Genomic DNA, 26,023 nt, shown 5'->3' with positions numbered 1-26,023 from the left:
CCTCTTGTGACGCTCTGCGTCACGCTTTGGACGCGGAGCGTCCGGGGCTGCATTCCCACGCGGAGCGTGGGAACGATCGTCAGTCGTCGAACCCCACCTGCTCATGAATCTCATCGACCTTCAATTCCAGCCGATATGCCACGGCAATAAACAACGCCTGGCACAGGCACAGCGTCGCACTCAGTGACCTGAACGCAAACGACGAGCCTTCATTCACCAGCAACACCGTACTCGCCCGCTTGGCCAGGGGCGACAGGTTGCTGTCCGTAATAATCAGCGTCTTGGCCTGATGGTGCTGGGCAATCCGCAGGCAGTGCTGGGTTTCCTTGCCGTAGGGCGTAAAGCTGATGGCAATCACCAGGTCATTCGCCCGTACGCTGCGCATCTGCTCGCGATAACTGCCGCCCAACCCCGACACCAAATGAATCCGCTTGTTGGTGTGCTGCAGGTTGTACACCAGGTAATCCGCCACGGCGAACGAACGGCGCACGCCCACCACGTAGATATTGTCGGCATTCACCACCAGGTCCACGGCCTTTTCAAAGGCCGCGTCATCCAGCTCCAGCCCCAGGCGCTCGATCCCCGACAGGGTGGCATTCACGCACTCACGCGCCAGGTCGCCGCCGCTGGCTTTCTGCGACTTGTTGGCGATCATGCTGCGGATGCGTTGCTGGTAGTTCTGCACCGGCGTGGTCTTGTGGGTGTAGGCCTCGCGGAACAACGCCTGCATCTCACTGAAACCACTGAACCCGAAACGCTGGGAAAACCGCACGATGGCCGACGGGTGCACTTCGCATTCACGGGCGATGTCGCTGATGCGGTCGACCATGATCCGGTCGCTCTGCTGGCTCATGTAGCTGGCGATGCGCTTGAGCTGGCGCGGCAGGCTCTCGTATTCATCGGTGATCAGCTGCAACAGCCGCTCGGCGTTCAGCGGCGGGCTGGCGAGTGCGTCTTCCGGGGCGCTCTGGGACATAGGGAATCCTTCTGGCTTGTTCTTATAGGGCGCGTTCAGTCGCCCCTGACAATAAGTCGATGTGCGCAAGTCTACAGGGTAGGCGCAAAAAAATACCTCGGCATCCCGCCCCACGGTGCAGCTGAAACGATGCACCGTGGCTGGAACACGCCGATGATGGCTTATTGGAAAATATATTCCACGAAAAATATTTATAGAATAAATATTGATTGGCGCCGCCAGACGTTCTAGTCTGCTTGCACCAAGAGCGTATGCCGCCACCACGACGGCACACGCAGGCTGATAAAAATAACAGGAGCCAGCATGGGCCAGACTCGTTTTGCCAGTGGGCGTCAATTGGATCTGATTTGCCTGGGACGCCTGGGCGTCGACCTTTACGCACAACAAGTGGGTGCACGGCTGGAGGATGTCTCAAGCTTCGCCAAGTACCTCGGCGGTTCCTCCGCCAACATCGCGTTCGGCACCGCGCGGCTGGGGCTCAAGTCGGCGATGTTGAGCCGGGTGGGGGACGACCATATGGGGCGTTTCCTGCTGGAGTCCCTGGCCCGTGAAGGCTGCGATGTCAGCGGCATCAAGGTCGACCCGGAACGCCTCACCGCCCTGGTGCTGCTGGGTCTCAAGGATCGCGAAACCTTTCCCCTGGTGTTCTACCGCGAGAACTGCGCCGACATGGCCCTGCGCGCCGAAGACATCAGCGAAGCCTTCATTGCTTCCAGCAAGGCGCTGCTGATCACCGGCACTCACTTCTCCACCGACGGCGTGTACAAGGCCAGCATCCAGGCCCTGGACTACGCCGAGCAGCACAACGTCAAACGCGTGCTCGACATCGACTACCGCCCGGTACTCTGGGGCCTGGCCGGCAAGGCCGACGGTGAAACCCGGTTTGTGGCCGACCAGAATGTCAGCCAGCACGTGCAGAAGATCCTCCCGCGCTTCGACCTGATCGTCGGCACCGAAGAAGAATTCCTGATTGCCGGTGGCAGCGAAGATTTGCTGACAGCTTTGCGTACCGTGCGCGGCCTGACTTGCGCAACCCTGGTGGTCAAGCTTGGCCCGCAGGGCTGCACGGTGATCCACGGCGACATCCCGGCCCGCCTCGAAGACGGCGCCATCTACCCTGGCGTGCGGGTGGAAGTGCTCAACGTCCTGGGCGCCGGTGATGCCTTTATGTCCGGCTTCCTCAGTGGCTGGCTTGAAGACGCCAGCGACGAGCGCTGCTGCCAGCTGGCCAATGCCTGCGGCGGCCTGGTGGTGTCGCGCCATGCCTGCGCACCGGCGATGCCGACCCGTGCCGAACTCGATTACCTGTTCAACAGCCCGGTGCCGATAACCCGCCCGGACCAGGACGCGGTGCTGCAACGCCTGCACCGGGTCAGCGTGCCGCGCAAAGCCTGGAAGCAGCTGTTTGTGTTTGCCTTCGACCACCGCTGGCAGTTGGTGGAACTGGCCCAAAAAGGCGGGCAGGACCCGGCGCGCATCAGCGCCCTCAAGCAACTGTTTATCCAGGCCGTCGAACGGGTTGAAAGCAAACTGGCGGAGCAGGGCGTCGAGGCTGACGTCGGGATTCTGGCCGATCAACGCTTCGGCCAGGACGCGCTGAACGCCGCCAGCGGTCGCGGCTGGTGGATCGCCCGTCCGGTGGAAGTCCAGAACTCACGGCCGCTGGCCTTTGAACACGGCCGCTCGGTGGGCAGCAACCTGATTGCCTGGCCCCAGGAGCAAATCATCAAGTGCCTGGTGCAATTCCACCCCGACGACGAGCCGCTGCTGCGCCTGGAACAGGAAGCTCAACTCAAGGCCCTGTATCAAGCGTCCCTGGTCAGCGGGCATGAGTTGCTGCTGGAAATCGTGCCGCCCAAGGACCATCCGTCCATCTATCCCGACGTGCTCTACCGCAGCCTCAAGCGCCTGTACAACCTGGGCATCTACCCGGCGTGGTGGAAGATCGAGGCGCAGTCGGCGGCGGACTGGAAAAAGCTCGACGAACTGATCCAGGAACGCGATCCCTACTGCCGGGGCGTGGTGCTGCTGGGCCTGAACGCTTCCGCCGAATGTCTGGCCGATGGCTTCCAGCAAGCCAGCCAGAGCCAGACCTGCCGCGGTTTCGCCGTGGGCCGCACGATCTTCCAGGAGCCAAGCCGTGCCTGGCTGGCGGGGGAGATTGACGATGAGGGGCTGATTCAACAAGCCCAAGGCATATTCGAACAGCTGATCAATGCCTGGCGCAGCGCCCGCGGTTAATTGATTCCACTGTAGGAGCGAGCTTGCTCGCGAAGGTCGTTAACGATGACGCTGGCATTCTGGATGAACGCGGCGTCCTCAGGTTTTTCGCGAGCAAGCTCGCTCCTACAGAAAGCCCGATTTCACGTTATCTGAAAAAACAATAATAGGTGCAGCCATGCCCGCTATCCGAATTGGCATCAACCCGATCTCCTGGAGCAACGACGACCTGCCGGCCCTGGGCCGCGAAACGCCGTTGAGCACGGCCCTCAGCGAAGGCAAGGACATCGGCTACGAAGGTTTCGAGCTCAACGGTAAATTCCCCAAGGATGCCAAGGGCGTTGGCGATGTCTTGCGCCCCTATGACCTGGCACTGGTCTCCGGCTGGTACTCCAGCCGCCTGGCCCGGCGCTCGGTGGCGGAAGAAATTGAAGCCATCGCCAGCCATGTGGAACTGCTGCGCGAAAACGGCGCCAGCGTGTTGGTGTACGGTGAAGTCGCCGACTCGATCCAGGGTTCACCGGTACGCCTGATGGAACGCCCGCGTTTCCACAGCGAACAGGCCTGGCAGGAGTACGCCGACAAACTCACCGAACTGGCGCGCTTCACCCTGTCCCAGGGCGTGCGCCTGGCGTACCACCACCATATGGGCGCCTACGTCGAATCCCCGGACGACATCGACCAACTGATGCGCCGCACCGGCCCGGAAGTCGGTCTGCTGTTCGACTCGGGCCACTGCTACATGGGCGGCGGCGAACCCATCGAGGTGCTGCGCAAACACATCGACCGCATCTGCCACGTGCACTTCAAGGACGTGCGCAAGCCGGTGGTGCAACTGGCGCGCAACCAGATGTGGAGCTTCCCGGACTGCATCGTCAACGGCACCTTCACCGTGCCCGGCGACGGTGATATCGACTTCGCCGCATTGCTGGACGTGCTGCTGGCCGCCCATTACAAGGGCTGGCTGGTGGTGGAGGCGGAACAGGATCCAGCCGTGGCGCCGAGCTACATCTATGCGAAGAAAGGCTACGACACGCTGCGCGCGCTTCTCAGCGAGAGGGTTGGACAATGAGCCTGTTGGTCAAAAGCAGCAAACGCGGGCAAACCATGGTCGCCCTGGAAGAAGGGCGCCTGGAATATGTAGGGTTTGCCGCCTACCGCCTGAGCCTGGGCGAAACCCTGCCCGTGACGGCCGGTGATAAAGAGCTGTGCCTGGTGCTGCTCAGCGGCCGGGTGACGATTCAGGGCGAAGGCTTCAACTGGGAAAACCTCGGTGACCGCCACTCGGTCTTCGAAGACAAATCCCCCTACGCCGCCTACCTGCCACCGGGCACCGACGCCCAGGTCACCGCGTTGAGCGACGTACAAATCGCCGTCTGCGCTGCTCCCGGCTCCACCGAAGCAGGCCTGGTGCCACGCCTGATCCGCCCCGAGCAATGCAAGCGCAGCGTACGCGGCAAGGGCGCCAACACCCGCTATGTGTGCGACATCCTGCCTGACAGCGAACCCGCCCATTCGCTGCTGGTGGTGGAAGTGCGCACGCCGTCCGGTCACTCGTCGAGCTACCCGCCCCACAAGCACGACACCGACGATCTGCCGCACCAGAGCTTTCTTGAAGAAACCTATTACCACCAGATCAACCCGCCCCAGGGCTTTGTGTTCCAGCGGGTCTACACCGACGACCGCAGCATCGACCAGGCCATGGCCGTGGAAAACAGCGACCTGGTGGTGGTGCCCAAGGGGTATCACCCGGTCAGCGTGCCGTATGGCTACGAGTCTTACTACCTGAACGTGATGGCCGGCCCCAAGCGCGCCTGGCACTTCCATAACGACCCGCAGCACAGCTGGCTGCTGGATCTTTAAGCACTTTCGACGGAGAACAAGAACAATGAGCAATGCCCCGGTAATCGGCCATTACATCAACGGCCAGGTGCAGGACAGCAGTAGCGAGCGCTTCAGCAATGTGTTCAACCCGGCCACCGGCGAAGTCCAGGCCCGCGTCGGGTTGGCCAGTCAGAAGACCGTCGATGAAGCCGTCGCGTCGGCACTCAAAGCCTTCCCGGCGTGGTCCGAGCAATCGTCCCTGCGCCGTTCGCGGGTGCTGTTCAAATTCAAGGAATTGCTCGACCAGCACCATGACGAGCTGGCCGAAATCATCAGTCGCGAACACGGCAAAGTGTTCTCCGACGCCAAGGGCGAAGTCACTCGCGGCATTGAGATCGTCGAGTACGCCTGTGGCGCGCCGAATCTGTTGAAAACCGATTTCAGCGACAACATCGGCGGCGGCATCGACAACTGGAACCTGCGCCAGCCACTGGGGGTGTGCGCCGGCATCACCCCGTTCAACTTCCCGGTGATGGTGCCGCTGTGGATGATCCCGCTGGCGTTGGCCACCGGTAACTGCTTCATCCTCAAGCCGTCCGAGCGCGACCCATCCGCCAGTTTGCTGATGGCCCGCCTGCTGACCGAAGCCGGGCTGCCCGACGGCGTGTTCAACGTGGTGCAGGGCGACAAGAGCGCGGTTGACGGGCTGTTGCAGCACCCGGATATCGAGGCGATTTCGTTTGTTGGCTCCACGCCGATTGCCGAGTACATCCACCAGCAGGCCACTCAGCGCGGCAAGCGTGTGCAGGCATTGGGCGGGGCGAAGAACCATATGATCGTGATGCCGGACGCCGACCTGGATCAAGCAGCTGATGCCTTGATCGGCGCGGCTTACGGCTCGGCCGGCGAGCGCTGCATGGCGATCTCGATTGCCGTGGTGGTGGGCGATGTCGGCGACAAGCTGATCGAAAAACTGCTGCCGCGTATCGATCAGCTGAAGGTCGGCAACGGTATGCAAAAAGACAGTGAGATGGGCCCGCTGGTCACCGCCGAACACAAGGCCAAGGTCGAAGGTTTTATCGACCAGGGCGTGGCCCAGGGCGCGAAGCTGATCGTCGACGGTCGGGGCTTCAAGGTGCCGGGCGCGGAGGGTGGTTTCTTCGTCGGCGCGACCTTGTTCGATAACGTCACCACCGAGATGAGCATCTACCAGCAAGAGATCTTCGGGCCGGTGCTGGGCATCGTGCGGGTGGCGGATTTTGCCAGCGCCGTGGCCTTGATCAACGCCCATGAGTTCGGCAACGGCGTGTCGTGTTTCACCAGCGACGGCGGCATCGCCCGTGCCTTTGCCCGCACCATCAAGGTCGGCATGGTCGGCATCAACGTGCCGATTCCGGTGCCGATGGCCTGGCATTCGTTTGGTGGCTGGAAGCGCTCGCTGTTCGGCGACCACCACGCCTACGGTGAAGAAGGCATTCGTTTCTACAGCCGCTACAAAAGCGTGATGCAACGCTGGCCCGACAGCATCGCCAAGGGCCCTGAATTCAGCATGCCAACCGCCAAGTAAATGTTTTCGAGTGTGGAGCACAACAATAATGAAGTCGCCTCTACGTTTTGCCCTGAACCGCATGGTCGCCCCCAGCCTTTCCCTGCCGGACTTTATCCAGCTGGCGGTGACCCTGAAATGCGACGCCATCGAGATCCGTAACGACCTCAAGGGCATCGAGATTGAAGACGGCACTCCCGCCAGCCGCGTGCGCGAACTGTGCGCGGTGCACGGCATCACCGTGCTGTCGATCAACGCGTTGTACCCGTTTGATGTATGGAATGACGAGCGCCGCGCCCAGGCCATCAAGTTGGCCGCCTATGCCCGCGAGAGCGGTGCGCAGGCGTTGGTGATGTGCCCGTTGAACGACCGCGCCGACCCGCGCAACGAAGCCCAGCGCGCAGCCGGTTTGCGTACGGCCTTGAGTGAACTGGCGCCGATCCTGCGTGAATACGGGATTCTCGGTTTTGTCGAACCCCTGGGGTTTGAAGAATGCTCCCTGCGCCGCAAGCGCGTGGCAGTGGATGCGATCAAGGCCATCGGCGGGCTGGATGTGTTCCGCGTGGTGCACGACACCTTCCACCACCACCTGGCCAGCGAACATGAGTTCTTTCCCGAGCTGACCGGGCTGGTGCACATCTCCGGTGTGGAAGATGCCGACGCACCGCTGAATTCGATTCGCGACGGTCACCGTGTGCTGGTAGGCGAGGGCGATATCCTGGGCAATGCCGCGCAGATCGACACCTTGCTCAGCACCGGCTACAGCGGTTACCTGTCGTTCGAACCGTTCGCCGAAAGCGGGCACGGCCTGGCAGATATCAAGCAGGCGTTGGGGGCGAGTATCGCCCACCTGCAGAAACGATAAGGGGCACTCCATGACCACAACCCGATTGACCATGGCCCAGGCCCTGGTGAAGTTTCTGGATAACCAGTACATCGAAGTTGACGGTGTTCAAAGCAAGTTTGTCGCCGGCATCTTCACGATTTTCGGCCACGGCAATGTGCTGGGCCTGGGCCAGGCCCTGGAACAGGACAGCGGCGACCTGGTGGTGCATCAGGGCCGCAACGAGCAAGGCATGGCCCACGCCGCGATTGGTTTTGCCAAGCAGCATTTGCGCCGCAAGATCTACGCGTGCTCCTCTTCGGTAGGGCCGGGCGCGGCGAATATGTTGACCGCTGCGGCGACCGCGACCGCCAACCGGATTCCGCTGCTGCTGTTGCCCGGTGATGTCTACGCCAGTCGCCAACCCGATCCGGTACTGCAACAGATCGAGCAGTTCCACGACTTGAGCATCAGCACCAACGACGCGTTTCGTGCCGTCAGCAAATACTGGGACCGCATCAACCGCCCGGAACAGCTGATGACGGCGGCGATTCACGCCATGCGCGTGCTCACCGACCCGGCGGAAACCGGCGCCGTGACCCTGGCCCTGCCGCAGGATGTACAGGGTGAAGCCTGGGATTACCCGGACTACTTCCTGCAAAAGCGCGTGCACCGGATCGACCGGCGCCCGGCGACCGAAGCGATGCTGGGGGATGCCGTGGCGGCATTCAAGGGCAAGCGTAAACCGCTGATCGTGTGTGGCGGCGGGGTCAAGTACTCCGGCGCGAATGCCGCGCTGCAAGCCTTTGCCGAGCGCTTCGACATTCCTTTCGCGGAAACCCAGGCGGGCAAGAGCGCAGTGGTGTCCAGCCATCCGCTGAACCTCGGCGGCCTCGGTGAAACCGGCTGCCTGGCGGCGAACCTGCTGGCACCGGAAGCCGACCTGATCATTGGTATCGGCACGCGCTATACCGATTTCACCACCTCGTCGAAGTCACTGTTCAAGCATCCCGAGGTGCAGTTTCTCAACCTCAATATCAGCCCTTGCGATGCACTGAAACTCGATGGCGTGCAGCTGCTGGCGGATGCCAAGGTCGGCCTGGAAGCTCTGGCTGAAGCCCTGGGCGACTATCGTTCCAGCTGGGGCGATCAACCACGGGATGCCAAGGCGCAGCTGGACGTCGAGGTCGACCGGATCTACCAGGCGGAATACCAGACTGAAAACTTCGTCCCGGAAATCAACGACCACATGGACCCGGCGGTGCTGCGCGAATTCATCGAACTGACCGGTTCCTGCCTGACCCAAAGCCGCGTACTCGGTGTGCTCAACGAAGCCCTGGCCGACGACGCAATCATCGTCGCCGCCGCCGGCAGCCTGCCGGGTGACTTGCAGCGCAGCTGGCGCAGCAAGGGCGTGAACACCTACCACGTCGAATACGGTTATTCGTGCATGGGCTACGAGGTCAACGCCGCATTGGGCGTGAAGCTGGCAGAGCCCGAGCGCGAGGTGTACGCACTGGTGGGCGACGGCTCCTACATGATGCTGCACTCGGAGCTGGCCACCTCGATCCAGGAGCGGCGCAAGATCAACGTGGTGCTGCTGGACAACATGACCTTTGGCTGCATCAACAATTTGCAGATGGAACACGGCATGGACAGCTTCGGCACCGAGTTCCGCTTCCGCAATCCCGAGACCGGTAAGCTCGACGGCGGTTTCGTCCCGGTGGATTTCGCCATGAGCGCGGCGGCCTATGGCTGCAAGACCTACAAGGTCAACACCGTGGAGCAGCTGCAGGCGGCGCTGGCCGATGCGCGCACGCAAACGGTGTCGACGCTGATTGATATCAAGGTGCTGCCGAAAACCATGATCCACAAATACATGTCGTGGTGGCGCGTCGGTGTGGCGCAGGTGTCCACCAGCGAACGCACCGACGCGGTGGCCAAACAACTCAATGAACGCCTGGCCAAGGCTCGGCAGTACTAATAACAAGAGGAGTGTTTTCATGTCGTTGAAGCTTGGAGTTATCGGTACTGGCGCCATTGGCCAGGATCATATTCGTCGTTGCAGCCAGACCCTGCTCAACAGCCAGGTGGTGGCCGTGACCGACATCAACCTCGAGCAGGCTGCTAAGGTTGTCTCGGACCTGAAACTCACCGCCGAGGTCTACCCGGACGGCCACGCGCTGATCAACTCGCCGCAAGTCGAGGCGATCCTCGTCACCTCCTGGGGCCCGAGCCACGAAGAGTTCGTCCTGGCGGCGATTGCCGCCGGCAAACCGGTGTTCTGCGAGAAGCCGCTGGCGGTGACTGCCGAAGGCTGCCGCAAGATCGTCGAGGCCGAAGTGGCCCACGGCAAACGCCTGGTGCAGGTGGGCTTCATGCGTCCATATGACCAGGGTTATCGCGCCTTGAAAGCGGTGATCGACAGCGGCCAGATCGGCGAGCCGTTGATGCTGCACTGCGCGCACCGTAACCCGAGGGTGGGTGAAAACTACAAGACCGACATGGCGATCACCGACACGCTGATCCACGAGCTGGATGTGTTGCGCTGGTTGCTGGCCGATGACTATGTGTCGGTGCAAGTGGTGTTCCCGCGTAAATCGAGCAAGGCGCTGGCGCACTTGCGTGACCCACAGATCGTGCTGCTGGAAACCGCCAAGGGCACGCGCATCGATGTGGAAGTGTTTGTGAACTGCCAGTACGGCTACGACATTCAGTGCGAAGTGGTGGGGGAGACCGGTATTGCGAAATTGCCGGAGCCGTCCCAGGTGCAGATGCGCAGCGAGGCCAAGCTGTCGAATGCAATTCTGATGGATTGGAAAGACCGGTTTATCGCGGCGTATGACGTCGAATTGCAGGCGTTTATCGACGGTGTGAGGGCAGGGCAAGTGGGTGGGCCGTCGGCGTGGGATGGTTTTGCGGCGGCGGTGGCGGCGGATGCGTGCATTGAGGCGCAGAACAGTGGGCAGATTGTGAAGGTGGGCCTGCCAGAACGTCCGCATTTCTACGGCTAACCACAACCCTCACTGATGTAACGCAGTCAGTGTGGGAGCGGGCTTGCTCGCGAATGCGGTGGATCAGTATCCAAATTCATTAACTGACACACCGCATTCGCGAGCAAGCCCGCTCCCACATAAGGCGATCCGGGAGACTTCATATTATGCGCATCGCATTAGACCCCTACATGTACCGCCACCTGCCTCTCGGCCAGATGGTCGACAAGGCCGCCGAGCTCGGCTACCAGCACATCGAACTCTCACCCCGTGAAGACTTCCTGCCGTTCTACAAGGCGGCCCGGGTCGACCGGGCGCGCATCAAGGAGTTTCGCAAGGCCTTGAGCGATGCCGGCGTGCAACTCTCATCGCTGCTGCCCATGTACCACTGGGCCGCCGCCGACGAAGGCCTGCGGGTTGCCGCCGTACGCAACTGGAAACGCGCGATCCAGATCGCCGTGGAAATGGACTGCGAGCTGGTCAATACCGAATTCACCGGCCAGTCCGACAACCCGCTGGTGTGCGAGAACCAGTTCATGCGCTCCATGGACGAGCTGATGCCGGAGTTCGAACGCGAAAGCGTCAAGCTGGATATCCAGGCGCACCCGTACGACTTCTGCGAGCGCAACAACGAGTCGGTGGACATCATTCGCGGCCTCGACCGCGACTGGATCAACTACCTCTACGCCGCGCCGCACACGTTCTTCTATGACGACGGCAAGGGCGATATCGCCTCGATGCTCAAGTACGCAGGCTCCAAACTCAGTCACTTGATCATCGCCGACACCTACAACCACCGCGCTTCGTCCAACCTGCGCTACATCGTCAACCCGCCAGGCGTGACTGCCACCGTGCACCAACACCTGGACATCGGCCAGGGCGAGGTGAACTGGGAAGCGTTTTTCGGCACCCTGCGGGAAATCAAGTTCGACGGCATCGCCACGGTGTCGGTGTTTGCCTGGGAAGACCGGCCGGATGAGTCCAACCGGATGATGCTGGAGCGGGTGACCCGCGAACTCTGCTGTTAGATAGATCGTTCCCACGCTCTGCGTGGGAACGCCTCGCTGGACGCTCCGCGTCCGCTCTTAATGTGACGCAGAGCGTCACGGGCTACATTCCCACGCAGAGCGTGGGAACGATCAAGGAATCGACCCATGCGAATCGGACTGGTTGGATACGGCAAAGGTGGCCGTGTATTTCATGCACCCCTGATAGCCAGCCTGCCGGGGGCGACCTTTGTCGGCGTGGTGACACGGTCACCCGAACGTCGCCAGCAACTGGCGACGGATCACCCCGGAGTGAAGGCCTTCGACAGTATCGGGCAGATCACCGAAGCCGGTGTCGACGTGCTGGTAATCTCCACCACCCTCAAGGGCCGTCCGGCCCTGGTGCTGGAGGCCATTGAGCACGGTGTGGCGGTGGTCAGCGACAAACCCTTCGCCAGCAACGCCGAACAGGCCCAGGCCTTGATTACCGCCGCCGAGCGCCAGGGCGTGCTGCTCAGCGTCTACCAGAACCGGCGCTGGGATTCGGATTTCCTGACCCTGCGCAAACTGATCGATGCCGGTGCCCTCGGCACCGTCACTCGCTTTGAATCCCGGGTGGAGCGCTACAACCCAGACTCCGTGGGCAACGCCAGCGGCGGCGGATTCCTGCGGGACCTGGGCAGCCATCTGGTGGACCAGGCCATGCAGCTGTTCGGCCCGGTGGACCGGGTGTTCGCCCAGTTGTACTACACCGCCGATGAGCCCAACGTGGATCACGGTTTCTTTGTATCGCTGACCCACGCCAACGGGGTGATTTCGCACCTGTGGGGCAATGCCCTGCAAAACAGCCAGGCCCCGCGTTTTCGGGTGAACGGCACGGCCGGTTGTTACACCGTCGAAGGGCTGGACGGCCAGGAAGACGCGCTGCTGGCCGGCAAGACCCCGAAAACCGAAGGCGAGCACTGGGGCGCCGAAGAGCACCGACGCTGGGGCTGGTTTGAACAAGGTCCGGACCGTGAGCGGGTGCCGTCGGAAAAGGGCCGCTGGAATCAGTTCTACAGTCAGCTGCAAAACGCCGTGGAAGGCCATGGCGAGTTGCCGGTGAATGCCCTCGATGCCTTGGCAACCACCCGTGTACTGGACGCGGCGCGCCTGAGCGCCGAGCGTCAGCAGGTGGTGGAAATGGCGGCTGTGGAGCCGCACAGGTGAAAAATAGAATAAAATTCTAAAACAGGTTGATATGGAAATTATTTTCCAATAAAGTCTTTTCCAGGTTGCATAAAGTACGTTCGGACTCGATTCGGGCGACTCGACAAAAACAAGATCAAAACAACCAGGTACCGTCAGATGAAAATCTTCAACGCTGTACTGCGAGTTTTACGTCCTGCCCTCAAGCCTCGCGGTCTGCCCCGCGCCCGGCCGTTTTATTTCTCCCTCCTGAATGTCCTGTGCGTCGAAAGCAAGGGCTCCCTGGTGTGCTGCATTCCGGGGGCGCCGATCGTTCGACTGCCGACCGCTTCGCTCTGAAAAACGCAACGTCCACAAAACCAACAAGAAATTGGAGACAGACCGTTCATGAAGACCCCGATCCGTTTTACCGCGCTGGCCCTGTCCATGATGCTCGCCAGTGGTTTCGCTACGGCTGCCGATATCAAGGTGGGCGTGAGCATGTCGGCGTTCGATGACACCTTCCTGACTTATCTGCGTGAGGACATGGACAAGCAAGCCAAGTCCTACCCCAAGGGTGACGGCGTGCAGCTGCAGTTCGAAGACGCCCGCGCCGATGTGGTCAAGCAACTGAGCCAGGTCGAGAGCTTCATCAGTCAGAAAGTCGATGCCATCATCGTCAATCCGGTCGATACCGCATCGACCAAGAACATTATCACCGAAGCTACCAAGGCGGGGATTCCGCTGGTGTTCGTCAACCGGCGTCCCGACCAGAAAGAATTACCCAAGGGCGTGGTGGCGGTGACCTCCGATGACGTCGAGGCGGGTCGCCTGCAAATGCAGTACATCGCCGAAAAGCTCGGCGGCAAGGGCAAGATCGTGATCCTGCTGGGTGACCTGGCGAACAACTCCACCACCAACCGCACCAAGGGTGTCAAGGAAGTCCTGGCCAAATACCCGGACATCAAGATCGAGCAGGAACAGACCGGGATCTGGCTGCGTGACAAGGGCATGACCCTGGTCAACGACTGGCTGACCCAAGGCCGTGAATTCAACGCGGTGCTGGCCAACAACGACGAGATGGCCATCGGTGCGTCCATGGCGTTGAAGTCGGCGGGCACCAAGCCGGGCACCGTGTTGATCGCCGGGGTGGATGGCACACCGGACGGTTTGAACGCGATTACCAAGGGCGACATGGCCGCTTCGGCGTTCCAGGACGCCAATGGCCAGGCCGTAGGTTCGGTGGAAGCGGCGCGCAAGATGGCCAGGCACGAGCCGGTCGAGCAGAACGTGGTGATCCCGTTCAAGCTGATCACCCCGGACAACGTCAAAGACTTCAAGTAGCCCTTAATAACAACAATAAACCGGCAGGGCAGCCACGGCGGCCCTGCTGACGGAGTACCCGATATGTTTGCTCAAGCGACTGCTTCGCAAGCCCCGCTGCCGGGCCCTCAACCCGACGGGCTGATCGAGCCCTACCTGCTGGAAATCTCCAACATCAGCAAAGGCTTTCCCGGCGTCGTGGCCCTGGCCGATGTGCAGCTGCGGGTGCGCCCCGGCTCGGTGCTGGCGCTGATGGGCGAGAACGGTGCGGGCAAGTCGACGCTGATGAAGATCATCGCCGGCATCTATCAGCCCGACGCCGGTGAAATCCGCTTGCGTGGCAAGCCGATCAAATTCGAAACGCCGTTGGCGGCGCAGAAGGCCGGGATCGCGATGATCCACCAGGAACTCAACCTGATGCCGCACATGAGCATCGCCGAGAACATCTGGATCGGCCGCGAACAGCTCAACGGCCTGCACATGGTCAACCACCGGGAAATGCACCGCTGCACCGCCGAACTGCTGGCGCGGCTGCGGATCAACCTCGACCCGGAAGAGCACGTCGGCAACCTGAGCATCGCCGAGCGGCAGATGGTCGAGATTGCCAAGGCAGTGTCCTACGACTCCGACATCCTGATCATGGATGAACCGACCTCGGCCATTACCGACAAGGAAGTGGCCCACCTGTTTTCGATCATTGCCGACCTGAAGTCCCAGGGCAAAGGCATCATCTACATCACCCATAAAATGAACGAAGTGTTCGCCATTGCCGATGAAGTGGCGGTGTTCCGCGATGGCGCCTATATCGGCTTGCAACGGGCCGACAGCATGGACAGCGACAGCCTGATCTCGATGATGGTGGGGCGTGAGCTGAGCCAGCTGTTCCCGGTGCGCGACAAGCCTATCGGCAACCTGCTGCTGTCGGTGCGCGACCTGCGCCTGGACGGGGTATTCCAGGGCGTGTCGTTTGACCTGCACGCCGGGGAGATTCTCGGCATCGCCGGGTTGATGGGCTCCGGTCGTACCAATGTGGCCGAAACCATTTTTGGCATCACCCCAAGCTCCGGCGGCGAGATCCAGCTGGACGGCAAGACTGTGCGCATCACCGACCCGCACATGGCCATCGAGAAGGGCTTCGCGCTGTTGACCGAAGACCGCAAGCTCAGCGGCCTGTTCCCCTGCCTGTCGGTGCTGGAAAACATGGAAATGGCCGTGCTGCCGCATTACTCCGGCAATGGCTTCATCCAGCAAAAAGCCCTGCGCGCCCTGTGCGAAGACATGTGCACCAAGCTGCGGGTGAAAACGCCGTCCCTGGAACAGTGCATCGACACCTTGTCCGGTGGCAACCAGCAAAAAGCCCTGTTGGCCCGCTGGCTGATGACCAACCCGCGGCTGCTGATCCTCGACGAACCCACCCGCGGTATCGACGTGGGGGCCAAGGCCGAGATCTACCGGCTGATTTCCTACCTGGCCAGCGAAGGCATGGCCGTGATCATGATTTCCTCGGAGCTGCCGGAGGTGCTGGGCATGAGCGACCGGGTGATGGTGATGCATGAAGGCGAACTGATGGGCACCCTGGACCGCGCCGACGCGACCCAGGAAAAAGTCATGCAACTGGCTTCCGGTATGACGGCGGTCCACTAACGAACAGACGGCGCCGGCCCGTTGTGGCCGGCGCAACGCGATAAAAAAGGTGAGTGGTTATGAACGCGATACTGGAAAGCAAACCCGAGGAAAAGAAGCCCGCCACGGCGCCGGTCAAGCACCGTCGACGCATGCCCACCGAGCTGAGCATCCTGCTGGTGCTGATTGGCATCGGCCTGGTGTTTGAGTTGTTCGGCTGGATCGTGCGCGACCAGAGCTTCCTGATGAACTCCCAGCGCCTGGTGTTGATGATCCTGCAAGTGTCGATCATCGGCCTGCTGGCAATTGGCGTGACTCAGGTGATCATCACCACCGGGATTGATTTGTCCTCGGGCTCGGTGCTGGCCTTGTCGGCGATGATCGCCGCCAGTCTGGCGCAGACTTCCGACTTTTCCCGTGCGGTGTTTCCGTCCCTGACTGACCTGCCGGTGTGGATACCCGTGGCGATGGGGCTGGGTGTGGGGCTGCTGGCGGGGGCCATCAACGGCAGCATTATTGCGGTCACCGGGATTCCACCGTTTATTGCGACCCTCGGCATGATGGTCTCGGCCCGTGGCCTGGCGCGTTACTACACCGAAGGCCAGCCGGTGAGCATGCTCTCGGACTCCTACACGGCCATCGGCCACGGCGCGATGCCGGTGGTGATCTTCCTGGTGGTGGCGGTGATCTTCCATATCGCCCTGCGCTACACCAAGTACGGCAAATACACCTACGCCATCGGCGGCAACATGCAGGCGGCGCGCACCTCGGGGATCAACGTCAAGCGCCACCTGATCATCGTCTACAGCATCGCCGGCTTGCTGGCGGGCCTGGCCGGTGTAGTGGCCTCGGCGCGGGCCGCCACCGGGCAGGCGGGCATGGGCATGTCCTATGAGCTGGACGCGATTGCCGCCGCAGTGATCGGCGGTACCAGCCTGGCGGGCGGGGTAGGGCGCATCACCGGCACCGTGATCGGCGCGCTGATCCTCGGGGTGATGGCCAGCGGGTTTACCTTCGTCGGCGTGGATGCGTACATCCAGGACATCATCAAGGGCCTGATCATCGTGGTGGCGGTGGTGATCGACCAGTATCGCAACAAGCGCAAACTCAAGCGCTAACACGGTCCTCACGGCCGCATCGGTCGAAATGTGGGAGCGGGCTTGCTCGCGAAGACGGTGTATCAGTTAAACATTCAGTGACTGACACACTACTTTCGCGAGCAAGCCCGCTCCCACATTTAACCGTTTGTCTTCTATATAGCTCCACAACACTGAATTTCTTGCTATAAACGCACTCCGATGACCGTTCGCCGAGCCCGTCCTGGTGCCTTTGCGGGTTATCTTGGAAAAAATGCCTGTCATTTCAGTTGCTGAGCCCTCAAGTCGGCCTTAGACTGCCGCCCCTCGTAAATTGAGTGCCGGGTGGCGCTTGAAATGGACGGCGCCTTTCCGAGACCTGCAGAGGTCGGCCGGAACGCTCCCTTATTCGCCTTAATGCACGTATTTTTTATAGAGAAATCAATGACAAAGGAAAAGTTGCTGGCCATGCCGGCGGATGACTACATGAATGCCGAGCAGCACGCTTTTTTCGAGAAGTTGTTGCAAGACATGAAAGTGGAACACCACGAGCGCATCGAGCAGAACCGCATCGCCATTGAAAGCCTGGACACCCCGGCTGACCCGGCTGATGCCGCGTCTGTCGAAGAAGAGCGCACCTGGCTGGTGAATGCCATCGACCGCGACCAGCGCATGCTGCCGCAACTTGAGCAGGCCCTGGGCCGTATCAAGGAAGACTCCTTCGGCTGGTGCGATGACAGCGGCGAGCCTATTGGCCTCAAGCGCCTGCTGATCAGCCCGACCACCAAGTACTGCATCGAAGCGCAAGAGCGCCACGAGCAAATCGACAAGCATCAGCGCCAAGCCTGATGCCCCCCGTGTAGGAGCAAGCTCGCTCGCGAAGGTCGTTCACGATAACGCGGGAAACCTGATACCCAACGGTGCTCTCAGGTTCTTCGCGAGCAAGCTCGCTCCTACATAGATTTCGCCCGTATTACCGCTGTCTATTGATCTGCTGCAAGCCCCCCACTAAAGGCCCATGGATAATGGCTACGTAGTGGCGTCTAATGCAGTCACAATAACGACAAGTAGCGGGGTAACGAACATGGCTGGAGACGGATCTCTCATGGGCGCAGCAGTGTCACCCCCTCCGGTGACGCGACAGTTGCCCGGCTGGTTGACGCCGCTCCTGCAAAGTACCGCCCTGGTGCTGTTGCTGCTGGGCCTGGCGTTCGCCCAACTCTCGATTTACCTGTGCCTGCCGGTCGCCCTGCTGCTGATCTGGCTGCCCCGACTGAAACATCGCACCCCCAGTGTTGCAGCCTCCGAAGCCACCGATGCCATCGGCGAGCTGACCCGCGACCTTTCCTACACCACCAGTCATAACGCATTGTCTGCTGCCGGCGTGGCCTATTCGGTCAAGCAACTGGCGGCCAGGCTGCAATCACAGTTAAGCGCGGCGCAGCAGATCGTCAGCAGTGCCGAAGTGATGATCGACACCGAGAAAGTCACCTCCGAACTGAGTCGCCAGGCCCTCGGCGCTGCCAGCCAGGCCCATCAACGCAGTACCGAAGGGCGTGAGGTGCTGGCGCAATCCATCACCCGCATGCACCAGCTCAGCCAGCGTGCCAACGACAGTCGCCAATTGATTGAAGCTTTAAGCCAGCGCAGCGAAGAAATCCAGCGTGTCACCCTGGTGATTCAGTCGATCGCCAGCCAGACCAACCTGCTGGCCTTGAACGCGGCGATTGAAGCCGCGCGGGCGGGTGAGCATGGTCGCGGGTTTGCGGTCGTCGCCGACGAGGTGCGTGGCCTGGCCGGGCGAACCGCCACGGCGACCGATGAAGTCGGGTTGATGGTGGCGGATATCCAGCAGCGCACCGCCCAGGTGGTGGAGCAGATCCGGCAGTTGTCGGCGGATTTGCAATCCGGGGTAGAGCAGGTAGAGCACGCCGGGGACCAACTGGACAGCATCGCTACCCTGGCGGCGAACGTGGAGGGCCAGGTCAACGAGATCGCCCAGGGCACCGATACCAACCGCGACCAACTCGACAGCCTTTTCCATGCGGTGGAGCAGATGCGCAGCGATTTGACCGTCAGCGACCAACAGACCCAACAGCTGGCCGCTGCTGCCGTACAAATGGAAGGGCAGGCTGAAACCATCAGCGAGCGCCTCGCCGAGGTTGGCCTGGACGACTATCACCAGCGTATCTATGACCTGGCCCGCGAAGGGGCCAGCCGGATTGCCGCGCAGTTTGAAGCTGACGTGCTGCAAAATCGCATCAGCCTCGATGACCTGTTCGACCGCAACTACACCCCCATTCCCAATACTCAGCCCAGCAAGTACCACACGCGTTTTGATGGCTATACCGACCAGGTACTGCCGGCGATCCAGGAAGCCTTGTTGCCTCGGCATGAAGGACTGGTGTTCGCGATTGCCTGCACGCCACAGGGTTATGTGCCGACCCACAACAAGGTGTTTTCCCAAACGCTGACCGGCGATGCCCAGGTGGACGCGGTGCAAAACCGCACCAAGCGCAAGTTTGAAGACCGCACCGGGATCCGCTGCGGCAGCCACCAGCAGGCGGTGTTGTTGCAGACCTACACTCGCGATACCGGTGAGTTGATGCACGACCTGTCGGTGCCGATCACGGTCAATGGCCGGCATTGGGGCGGCTTGCGCCTGGGCTACAAACCCGAGGGGCGCTGATCAGCGAGGGGATTGTTGCAGGTTATGCAAGGGAGCTATTCCGGGGATAGCTTTTTCCAACTGGAGGAAAACCGTAGCATGGCGAACATTGTTAGCCAGCTAACTAATTCTCTGGAGGCGTTCCAATGCAAACCAAAGTCGATGTGGCTGTGATGATTGGCAGTGGCGTACCGCCCACCCTGCGCGCATTGGGGCAGAAGGCCTGTTGGGTGGTGTTGCTTAACGGTGAGCAGCGCGGCACGGCGTTCGCCAGCCGCGATGAAGCCGAAGAATGCAGGGCTGCCTGGGAGGCGCTGTTGCACCTGGAGCAGTCAGACAGCCTGCATTGAAAGGTCAGGGTTGCTGGTGCAGGCGCTGGTTCAGCTCATCGACCGCAATTGCCCAAACAGCGTCTTCACGCAGTTCATCTTTAAGAAATTGGGCTTGTTGCGGTGACCAGAAATCCGCGTCAATCAGCTTTACGTCATTGGGCAGGGTGTGTTTGCCGATAAAGGCGTCAATCGCCTCGGGGGACGATTCCAGTCCAAGTTGTTCAAACAGGTCTTCGAGGGTGTAAGTCGGCGCTTCCATATCGTTCTCCATGCGGGCTGATCATCGTATGCATGGGAGGGTTGTGGCACGGCAGAGTTCGATCGGATTTTCGCGCCGGGAAATCAGGAGGTCAGTGCGCCTGAATCGACCGCGGCCTTAAGGGCTTTGGCGGCATCCTTGGCAGCCGTGTTGGCGGCCTCTACGGTTTTGAACCAGCGGTCCTTTTCTACCTGATGGGTCGTCACGGTGGTCAGGGGAGCCTTGGCCCGCATCACAATCACGGCCTGGAACTCACCGTCTACTTCTCTGGCTTCGCCATGGATGAAAAACTCGCCAATATCAAATTCCGTCACGTATAGCCTTCCCTTGGAGGTAATTGCGCTGATGAAACCTGAACCGCAAGGGGACAAATCTCAATGGACGGACCAGTATGGCAGTTGTTACGCACCGGCGGCGCAGTAAAGTCAACCAGATGACGAAACGACAACCCAGGCGTTCAACCTTGGGTTGCGCAGAGGATGGCTTCCAATTGCCTGGCCAGTTCGCAAGCCTCGCTATGGCCACTGCGAAAGCCTTTGACGCGCCCACTGGGCACTTCAAGAATATGGAAGAAGTTCCTGCCGGCGGGCAACACCCGATAGAGCGCCGAATGCAGGCCACCGTCGTGGGCGCATAGGGAGTAGAATTGGCCGTCATCCAGAAAAGATGAACCCGTGTTCGAGGGGGTGGCAATCGCTTGATGTCGTTGCATAATCAGCTCCTGTCGATTGAACTTGCGGACCCGTTTGCAGTATTTCGGGTGGTTTTAACCCGTGGTGCTGTTTTAGTATTGTTGTCAGCAACCGGCGTCCGGTTCCATCCAAGGCATTAGTTTCTGTGTTGGATGTCGGAAAACTGCATTTTTAAAAGGTTATTGTCTGAAGTAGGTCGGCCAGTGTTCTCTGGTCGTTAAACCTGTGATTTCCTGCAACGCCTGGCGACCTGCGTAAGGTACGTCGGGCACGCCTGTACTAGTCTTATGGCTTGGCAGCGTGGTCTTCTTCAGTTTTTTTCAGTGGATGTGTTGTGTGATCGTGCCGTTTCGGCCGTTTTTTTGTGCTGCCCGCTTGGGTGGGCAGCACCTTTTTGATGTGGGGGCGTTTCCTTGGCAGTCAGTAATCTGGATATGCACGCGTTATTCGTGCTGGGTGATTTGCGCGCAAAGTTGGTCAAGCAGTTTCAATCCCGTTTCGTCTACATCACTGAGCAGACGCCTGAAGGCATCTACATCGCCGAGATCGATACCGAAGCGGCGCTGGTGGTGGACGACAAGCCACGCCTGGAACTCAAGGTCGGCGATCATTTCCGGGCCGCCGTATTGCCCAGTCGCGAAGGCGGCAAGTTCGAGTTGAAGTTTCGCGATATCAAGTTGACGGTGTATGGCCTGGGCGATTACGCCTTTGTCTCTTCGGCCGAAGGCCAGGGCATCGTGTTCAAGGAAGGCCACAGTGTGATGTTGGTGTTCGCCGCCAATGAGCAACTGGTAGAAGGCTTGACCAAAACCCTGAAGGCCGTCACCGGCAAGGCTGCCAAATGGCGCAAGGGTGAACTCGTGACCTTCAAGGCCAGCGAGTAATGAGCCAGGGTAGGGCGCAGTTCCACGAGCAGCACCTGCTCGATGCGCAAGCCAGGGCGGCTCAATTGTTTGCCCGCAAGTCCGAGTTGCAGGGCGCCTGGTTGAACTGGGTCGCCGGCCAGTTGTATGAACTCAAGCCCGCCGAATTCGCCAGCATGGTGCGCCGCGAGTTGCAGCGGCTGACCAATCCGCCGTAAAAGCATGCGACATGCCATGTTCGCCGGAACCTCTACTACAGTTGAGTTGACTTAAGTATTCAGAGGCTTCGCGGTGTAACAGCAAAGCCATTCGCTATGGCTGTAGGCATGAGGTGCAAAGCATGAAAGGAATTCGAGCGCTGTTGGCGGCCTCGCTGACGACCCTGAGTCTGTCGGCGTCGCTGCCGGTGTCGGCCGCCCAGGCGCCGATTCATTTTGCAGACCTTAACTGGGAAAGCGGCAGCCTGATCACCGAGGTGCTGCGGGTGATTGTCGAAAAGGGTTATGACCTGCCCACCGACACCTTGCCCGGCACCACCATCACCCTGGAAACCGCCCTGGCGAAAAACGACATCCAGGTGATCGGCGAAGAATGGGCCGGCCGAAGCCCGGTGTGGGTCAAGGCCGAGGCTGAAGGCAAAGTGGTGGGCCTCGGGGATATCGTCAAGGGCGCCACCGAAGGCTGGTGGGTGCCGGAGTACGTGGTCAAGGGCGACCCGGCCAAAGGCATCAAGCCCCTGGCGCCGGACCTGCGCAGCGTGAAGGACCTGGCGCGTTACAAGGACGTGTTCAAGGACCCTGAAGCGCCGAGCAAAGGGCGTTTCCTCAACAGCCCGATTGGCTGGACCTCGGAAGTGGTCAACAAACAGAAACTCAAGGCCTATGGGCTTGATGACAGCTACGTGAATTTCCGCAGTGGCTCGGGTGCTGCGCTGGACGCCGAGATTGCCTCGTCGATCCGTCGGGGCAAACCGGTGCTGTTCTATTACTGGTCACCTACGCCGCTGATGGGGCGCTACAAACTGATCCAGCTGGAAGAGCCGCCATTTGATGCCGAGGCGTGGAAGACACTGACGGACGCGGACAATCCCGATCCGAAACCCACCCGGTCACTGGCTTCCAAGCTGAGCATTGGTGTGTCTACACCGTTTCAGAAAGAACATCCGCAGATCGCCGAGTTCTTTGCCAAGGTCGACTTTCCGATCGAACCCTTGAACAAGGCGCTGGCCGAGATGAGCGAGAAGCACAGCCAGCCACGCGAAGTTGCCCAGGCGTTTCTCAAGGATCATCCGGAAGTCTGGAAGGCGTGGCTGACTGAGGATGTGGCCCAGAAGGTCGAAGCCAGCCTGAAATAACACCGATACAGATCGTTCCCACGCTCCGCGTGGGAATGCCGCCCGGGACGCTCTGCGTCCCTTTAAGGTCGTGACGCAGAGCGTCACTGGATGCATTCCCACGCAGAGCGTGGGAATGATCTTGTGGGGTTAGAACTTCGTCTGCACCGCCAGCTCAAACGTCCTCGGCGACCCCAGGTAATACGCCGGCGACACATGGGCAAATTCGGCATACACCTCATTGGTCAGGTTACGCACCCGGCCCGTCACGGAGGTGTGTTGATCCACCTTGTAAGTCAAAAACGTCCCAAACAAGGTATACGCCGGCACCGTCAGGGTGTTGGCATTGTCGGCATACACCGACGCCACATACCGCGCATCCACACCCCCTTGCCAATCCTCCGCAAAGTCATAAGTCAGCCACACATTGCCCACCTGCCTGGGCACATTGGTCGGCGTATTGCCCTTGCGCGACACCACGGCGCCGCTGGCAGTTTTCTCGTTGAAGTCCTCGTACTCGGCATCGACCCAGGCGTAGTTGCCCTCCACCAATAGCTTGGGCGTGACCCGCAACGAACTGGCCAGCTCGATACCCTTGGACGACTGCGCACCCACCGGAATGCTGCTGGTCGGGTCCTGCGGGTCGGTCACGGCGAAGTCTTTGCGCTCGATCCTGTAGGCAGCGACGGTGGCCGAACCGCGACCGTCCAGGTAGTCGAACTTGCTGCCCACTTCCCACTGTTTGCCGGTGGACACGTCGAACACCTGGGTGGTGCTGCTCGGCTGTTCGGCGGCGGTGCTGTATTGCACGTAGACATTGGCTTGTGGAATGAACTGATACGTCAGGCCGATGCGCCCGGTGACCGGTTCCCAACTGCGTCTGACGTGCCGGGGATTGCTGGCGGTGATGTCCCGGTGGTTGGTGACCTCAAGGTCAATCGCGTCGTAGCGCAGCCCAGTGAGCAGCGACAGTTTGTCGGTCAGACCCAGGCGGTTTTCGACAAACAACGCCTTGGTGGTGACGGCGTTGGTCTTGTCCGGGTCGAAGCCGGGCTTGGTGCCGGGAAGATCATAGAAATGCCCCGGATCGTAGTTGTTCGGGTCCACCGTGTTTTTGGCGGACACGTTCAACGGGTTGTTGGTGGTGCTGTTGACCTTGTACTCAAAGCCGCCCGACCAGGTCGTGCTCAAGCCGAAGAACGTGTCGTTATGGCGCAGCTCGAACTGGTTGCCGTTCTGCTCACCCTGATGTCGCACCTGATAGGCCGTCGAGCGATTCACCGCGCTGTTATCGGCGTTGTACTGGTAGGTTTCCAGGTTGCGATAGTCGCGCTGGCTGTCGAGGTGATAGAGGGTATTTTTCAGGGTGGTGCTGTCGTTGATCCGGTAGTCGATGATCGAGCGCACCCAGATTGTGCGTTGCTCATAGCGACCGTCGGCCACGTTGTAGTTGTTGAAGCGGTTGTGCTTGTCGATCTTCAACTCGCCGGACTTCGGGTTGAGCACCGGCGTGCCCCAGTAGGGACTGTCTTCGTGTTCGTCCTGGTATTCCAGGGCCAGCGTGTGGGACAGGTTCGGGGTGAAGTCACTCAGCAGGGAAAACGCCACGCTCCAGGCATTGCGCTGTTGGCGATCGATATAGGTGTGGTTGGTGTTGCGGCTCACGTCCAGGCGCGCGTAATGCTGAACCTCGGCGCCCGGCTCGGTCAGGGCGTGGTTCAGGCCGAAGGCCATCCCGGCGGTGTCGTAGCTGCCATACGTCAGTTGCCCTTCGGCGGCTTGTTCCTCACGGGTGGCCAGCTTGGTCACGTAGTTCAGCGAGCCACCGACGGAACCGGCGCCGTTGATCAGCGAGGAGGGGCCACCGACCAATTCGACCCGATCATAAATCCACGCATCCACCGGGCGAGCCAGGCCGCCGGACACCGCGACGCCATTGAACATCTGGGTGATCTGGCTGCTGGTAAAACCCCGATAAGAGATAAAACCGCCAAACCCCGGCGGCGCGCTGGCATTGACCCCGGGCAGGGTATTGGCCGCGTCCTGAAACGTCTTGGCGCCTCGGCGCTCGATGTCGTTGCGATTGGCAATGCTGATGGACGACGGGGTTTCCCGCACGCTCAGCCCCAGGCGCGAGGCCATGCCACTGGATTGATCCAGGGCCAGGCCGGCCTCGCCGGTTTGCTCGCCATCAATGGTGGTCGGTGCCAGCTCAATCGCCCAGGTGCTGACAGGCAGGCAGCCGAACAGGCCCGCCAAAAGGGGTAAATGTTTCATGGTTGAATCCTGAAAAACATGGCTTGAAAACAACCCACAGCCGTCCGCACTCCCGAGGGAGGCAGCCGCATGGGCCAATCAGAAAAGCGCAGGTATCAGGCGAAGGCGGGCGGGGCGCGCGGATTAGCCGCAGGCCAGGTGAAGCGGGCAGGGATGTCAGCGCTGGCGACGATGGCCGGCGGCGGCGCGTGGGGTTGTGGCAGCACCGCCACATTGAGGCTGGAGTTGAGCGCCGGGCCCATGCCGCCAGTGGAGCACAGCGGGCAACCGAAGGCCTTCGAGAGCGTGGGCAGGGATTCATCGGTGGACTTGTAAGGCGCCGGCGCCTGGGTGCGCGGGTCCACCGTACAGAACTGGCCGCCGATGCCGTTGAGCTGCATCCCGACCATTTGCCCATGACCAATGCTGCAGGCGAACACATTGAACAGGACGCAGCAGTAGAGCATCCAGGCAATGAGCGAGCGGTCGGTACGGGCGAGTTTCATGGGGCGGCACTTTATCATCAGCCGCCGACGAATTGCCTGCAAAAAATCTCAAGAGGTCTATCCTCTTCCGGACTTTTCCAAGGATATCCAGCCATGAGCTTTTTAGTCGCGCGATGGATTGTCGGGGTTTTTGGTTGTATCAGCCTGGTGCATTTGTACTGGGCGGCCGGAGGCAAATTGGGTGTGACGGCGGCTATTCCGCAGCTGCCGGGTGAATTCGCCAGCGGCCCACGGCCAGCGTTCAAGCCGTCGGCGTTGGGCACGTTGCTGGTGGGCGTGGGATTGGTGGCGATTGCGGTCTTGGTATGTTTGCGGGCCGGGCTGTATTTCGAACCGGTGTCCAATCATGCGTTGCAGTGGGGGATCAGTGCAGTGGCACTGGTGATGTTTGCCCGGGCGATTGGGGATTCGGAGCTGGTGGGTTTTTTCAAGAAGGTCGGCGGGTCGCGGTTTGCGCGGCTGGATACGTTTTTCTACTCGCCGCTGTGTTTGGTGTTGGGGGCGGGGTTGCTGGTGGTGGCGTGGAGTTGAGGGGGAGTTTGCCGTACCGAATGGAG

25 protein-coding genes are annotated in these 26,023 nt (G+C 60.7%); 19 read left to right on the top strand and 6 right to left on the bottom strand.

All coding sequences use genetic code 11. The annotated features are described in order from the left end of the window. Positions 1–79 precede the first annotated feature (79 nt). Positions 80–976, bottom strand: coding sequence for a MurR/RpiR family transcriptional regulator (locus ACUN0G_RS31560; protein WP_177070964.1), 897 nt, complete (start codon positions 974–976; stop codon positions 80–82). 303 nt (positions 977–1,279) lie between these two features. On the opposite strand from ACUN0G_RS31560, the gene ACUN0G_RS31555 reads away from it, so the two are divergent. The 15 genes from ACUN0G_RS31555 to ACUN0G_RS31485 all read left to right on the top strand — a co-directional run bounded on the left by ACUN0G_RS31555 (position 1,280) and on the right by ACUN0G_RS31485 (position 19,575). Beyond that, on the top strand, positions 1,280–3,217 hold the full coding sequence (locus tag ACUN0G_RS31555) for a bifunctional 5-dehydro-2-deoxygluconokinase/5-dehydro-2-deoxyphosphogluconate aldolase (protein ID WP_445575305.1): 1,938 nt from the start codon (positions 1,280–1,282) through the stop codon (positions 3,215–3,217). A 157-nt stretch (positions 3,218–3,374) separates the two neighbouring features. Next, a complete protein-coding gene (iolE, locus tag ACUN0G_RS31550; protein ID WP_445575304.1) occupies positions 3,375–4,268 on the top strand; it encodes a myo-inosose-2 dehydratase in 894 nt (297 codons plus the stop codon). Beyond that, positions 4,265–5,059 (top strand): 5-deoxy-glucuronate isomerase, encoded by a 795-nt coding sequence (iolB, locus tag ACUN0G_RS31545; protein WP_445575303.1) that lies wholly within the window; start codon positions 4,265–4,267, stop codon positions 5,057–5,059. Before iolE ends, iolB begins: the two co-directional genes overlap by 4 nt. 25 nt (positions 5,060–5,084) lie before the next feature. Continuing rightward, positions 5,085–6,587, top strand: a complete 1,503-nt coding sequence (locus ACUN0G_RS31540; RefSeq protein WP_201140311.1) for a CoA-acylating methylmalonate-semialdehyde dehydrogenase — start codon at positions 5,085–5,087, stop codon at positions 6,585–6,587. Positions 6,588–6,615: 28 nt separating this feature from the next. Beyond that, entirely contained in the window at positions 6,616–7,431 is an 816-nt protein-coding gene (locus ACUN0G_RS31535; RefSeq protein ID WP_445575302.1) for a TIM barrel protein, read from the top strand. Between the two features lie 10 nt (positions 7,432–7,441). Beyond that, a complete protein-coding gene (gene iolD / locus ACUN0G_RS31530) occupies positions 7,442–9,373 on the top strand; it encodes a 3D-(3,5/4)-trihydroxycyclohexane-1,2-dione acylhydrolase (decyclizing) (RefSeq protein WP_445575301.1) in 1,932 nt (643 codons plus the stop codon). A 19-nt stretch (positions 9,374–9,392) separates the two neighbouring features. Then, positions 9,393–10,403 (top strand): Gfo/Idh/MocA family protein, encoded by a 1,011-nt coding sequence (locus tag ACUN0G_RS31525; protein WP_258345176.1) that lies wholly within the window; start codon positions 9,393–9,395, stop codon positions 10,401–10,403. 146 nt (positions 10,404–10,549) lie between these two features. Further along, on the top strand, positions 10,550–11,410 hold the full coding sequence (locus ACUN0G_RS31520; RefSeq protein WP_445575300.1) for a sugar phosphate isomerase/epimerase family protein: 861 nt from the start codon (positions 10,550–10,552) through the stop codon (positions 11,408–11,410). A gap of 126 nt (positions 11,411–11,536) precedes the next feature. After that, positions 11,537–12,577, top strand: a complete 1,041-nt coding sequence (locus ACUN0G_RS31515; protein WP_421553795.1) for a Gfo/Idh/MocA family protein — start codon at positions 11,537–11,539, stop codon at positions 12,575–12,577. 366 nt (positions 12,578–12,943) lie between these two features. Continuing rightward, the gene (locus ACUN0G_RS31510) at positions 12,944–13,879 is read left to right on the top strand and encodes a sugar ABC transporter substrate-binding protein (RefSeq protein ID WP_258345183.1); all 936 of its coding nucleotides are present in this window, start codon (positions 12,944–12,946) and stop codon (positions 13,877–13,879) included. 63 nt (positions 13,880–13,942) lie between these two features. Beyond that, on the top strand, positions 13,943–15,502 hold the full coding sequence (locus tag ACUN0G_RS31505) for a sugar ABC transporter ATP-binding protein (protein WP_445575299.1): 1,560 nt from the start codon (positions 13,943–13,945) through the stop codon (positions 15,500–15,502). A gap of 59 nt (positions 15,503–15,561) precedes the next feature. After that, complete coding sequence (locus tag ACUN0G_RS31500; RefSeq protein WP_088425630.1) at positions 15,562–16,599, top strand: ABC transporter permease; 1,038 nt, start codon at positions 15,562–15,564, stop codon at positions 16,597–16,599. Positions 16,600–17,001: 402 nt separating this feature from the next. Beyond that, on the top strand, positions 17,002–17,406 hold the full coding sequence (locus tag ACUN0G_RS31495; RefSeq protein WP_003214706.1) for a TraR/DksA family transcriptional regulator: 405 nt from the start codon (positions 17,002–17,004) through the stop codon (positions 17,404–17,406). A gap of 169 nt (positions 17,407–17,575) precedes the next feature. Further along, entirely contained in the window at positions 17,576–19,246 is a 1,671-nt protein-coding gene (locus ACUN0G_RS31490) for a methyl-accepting chemotaxis protein (RefSeq protein WP_445575298.1), read from the top strand. A 125-nt stretch (positions 19,247–19,371) separates the two neighbouring features. After that, positions 19,372–19,575 carry a hypothetical protein gene (locus ACUN0G_RS31485; RefSeq protein ID WP_003214710.1) on the top strand — a complete coding sequence of 68 codons (204 nt, stop codon included), beginning with the start codon at positions 19,372–19,374 and terminating at the stop codon, positions 19,573–19,575. Positions 19,576–19,579: 4 nt separating this feature from the next. Here ACUN0G_RS31485 and ACUN0G_RS31480 read toward each other — a convergent pair whose 3' ends face one another. The 3 genes from ACUN0G_RS31480 to ACUN0G_RS31470 all read right to left on the bottom strand — a co-directional run bounded on the left by ACUN0G_RS31480 (position 19,580) and on the right by ACUN0G_RS31470 (position 20,528). Further along, positions 19,580–19,816, bottom strand: a complete 237-nt coding sequence (locus tag ACUN0G_RS31480) for a DUF2789 domain-containing protein (RefSeq protein WP_421526096.1) — start codon at positions 19,814–19,816, stop codon at positions 19,580–19,582. Between the two features lie 83 nt (positions 19,817–19,899). Further along, positions 19,900–20,130 (bottom strand): hypothetical protein, encoded by a 231-nt coding sequence (locus ACUN0G_RS31475; RefSeq protein ID WP_421526097.1) that lies wholly within the window; start codon positions 20,128–20,130, stop codon positions 19,900–19,902. A 143-nt stretch (positions 20,131–20,273) separates the two neighbouring features. After that, positions 20,274–20,528: a hypothetical protein gene (locus tag ACUN0G_RS31470; RefSeq protein ID WP_258345190.1), complete on the bottom strand. Its 255-nt coding sequence runs from the start codon at positions 20,526–20,528 to the stop codon at positions 20,274–20,276. 414 nt (positions 20,529–20,942) lie between these two features. Between ACUN0G_RS31470 and ACUN0G_RS31465 the strand changes: the two genes are divergently transcribed. The 3 genes from ACUN0G_RS31465 to ACUN0G_RS31455 all read left to right on the top strand — a co-directional run bounded on the left by ACUN0G_RS31465 (position 20,943) and on the right by ACUN0G_RS31455 (position 22,725). After that, a complete protein-coding gene (locus ACUN0G_RS31465; RefSeq protein ID WP_258345191.1) occupies positions 20,943–21,392 on the top strand; it encodes a hypothetical protein in 450 nt (149 codons plus the stop codon). Continuing rightward, on the top strand, positions 21,392–21,589 hold the full coding sequence (locus tag ACUN0G_RS31460) for a hypothetical protein (RefSeq protein WP_258345193.1): 198 nt from the start codon (positions 21,392–21,394) through the stop codon (positions 21,587–21,589). The genes ACUN0G_RS31465 and ACUN0G_RS31460 overlap by 1 nt, the downstream gene beginning before the upstream one ends. Positions 21,590–21,711: 122 nt before the next feature. Next, complete coding sequence (locus ACUN0G_RS31455) at positions 21,712–22,725, top strand: ABC transporter substrate-binding protein (protein ID WP_258345194.1); 1,014 nt, start codon at positions 21,712–21,714, stop codon at positions 22,723–22,725. Between the two features lie 129 nt (positions 22,726–22,854). Here ACUN0G_RS31455 and ACUN0G_RS31450 read toward each other — a convergent pair whose 3' ends face one another. Further along, positions 22,855–24,981 carry a TonB-dependent receptor gene (locus ACUN0G_RS31450; protein ID WP_445575297.1) on the bottom strand — a complete coding sequence of 709 codons (2,127 nt, stop codon included), beginning with the start codon at positions 24,979–24,981 and terminating at the stop codon, positions 22,855–22,857. 95 nt (positions 24,982–25,076) lie between these two features. Beyond that, positions 25,077–25,466 (bottom strand): DUF2946 domain-containing protein, encoded by a 390-nt coding sequence (locus tag ACUN0G_RS31445; RefSeq protein ID WP_003214719.1) that lies wholly within the window; start codon positions 25,464–25,466, stop codon positions 25,077–25,079. A 93-nt stretch (positions 25,467–25,559) separates the two neighbouring features. Here ACUN0G_RS31445 and ACUN0G_RS31440 point away from each other — a divergent pair, with 93 nt between their 5' ends. Further along, positions 25,560–25,997 carry a DUF3995 domain-containing protein gene (locus tag ACUN0G_RS31440; RefSeq protein WP_076016215.1) on the top strand — a complete coding sequence of 146 codons (438 nt, stop codon included), beginning with the start codon at positions 25,560–25,562 and terminating at the stop codon, positions 25,995–25,997. The last annotated feature ends 26 nt before the right edge of the window (positions 25,998–26,023 follow it).

The organism is Pseudomonas sp. 32A, assembly GCF_052682255.1.
Note: the sequence above shows the minus strand (reverse complement) of the source record. Positions and strands in the feature narration are given on the sequence as shown.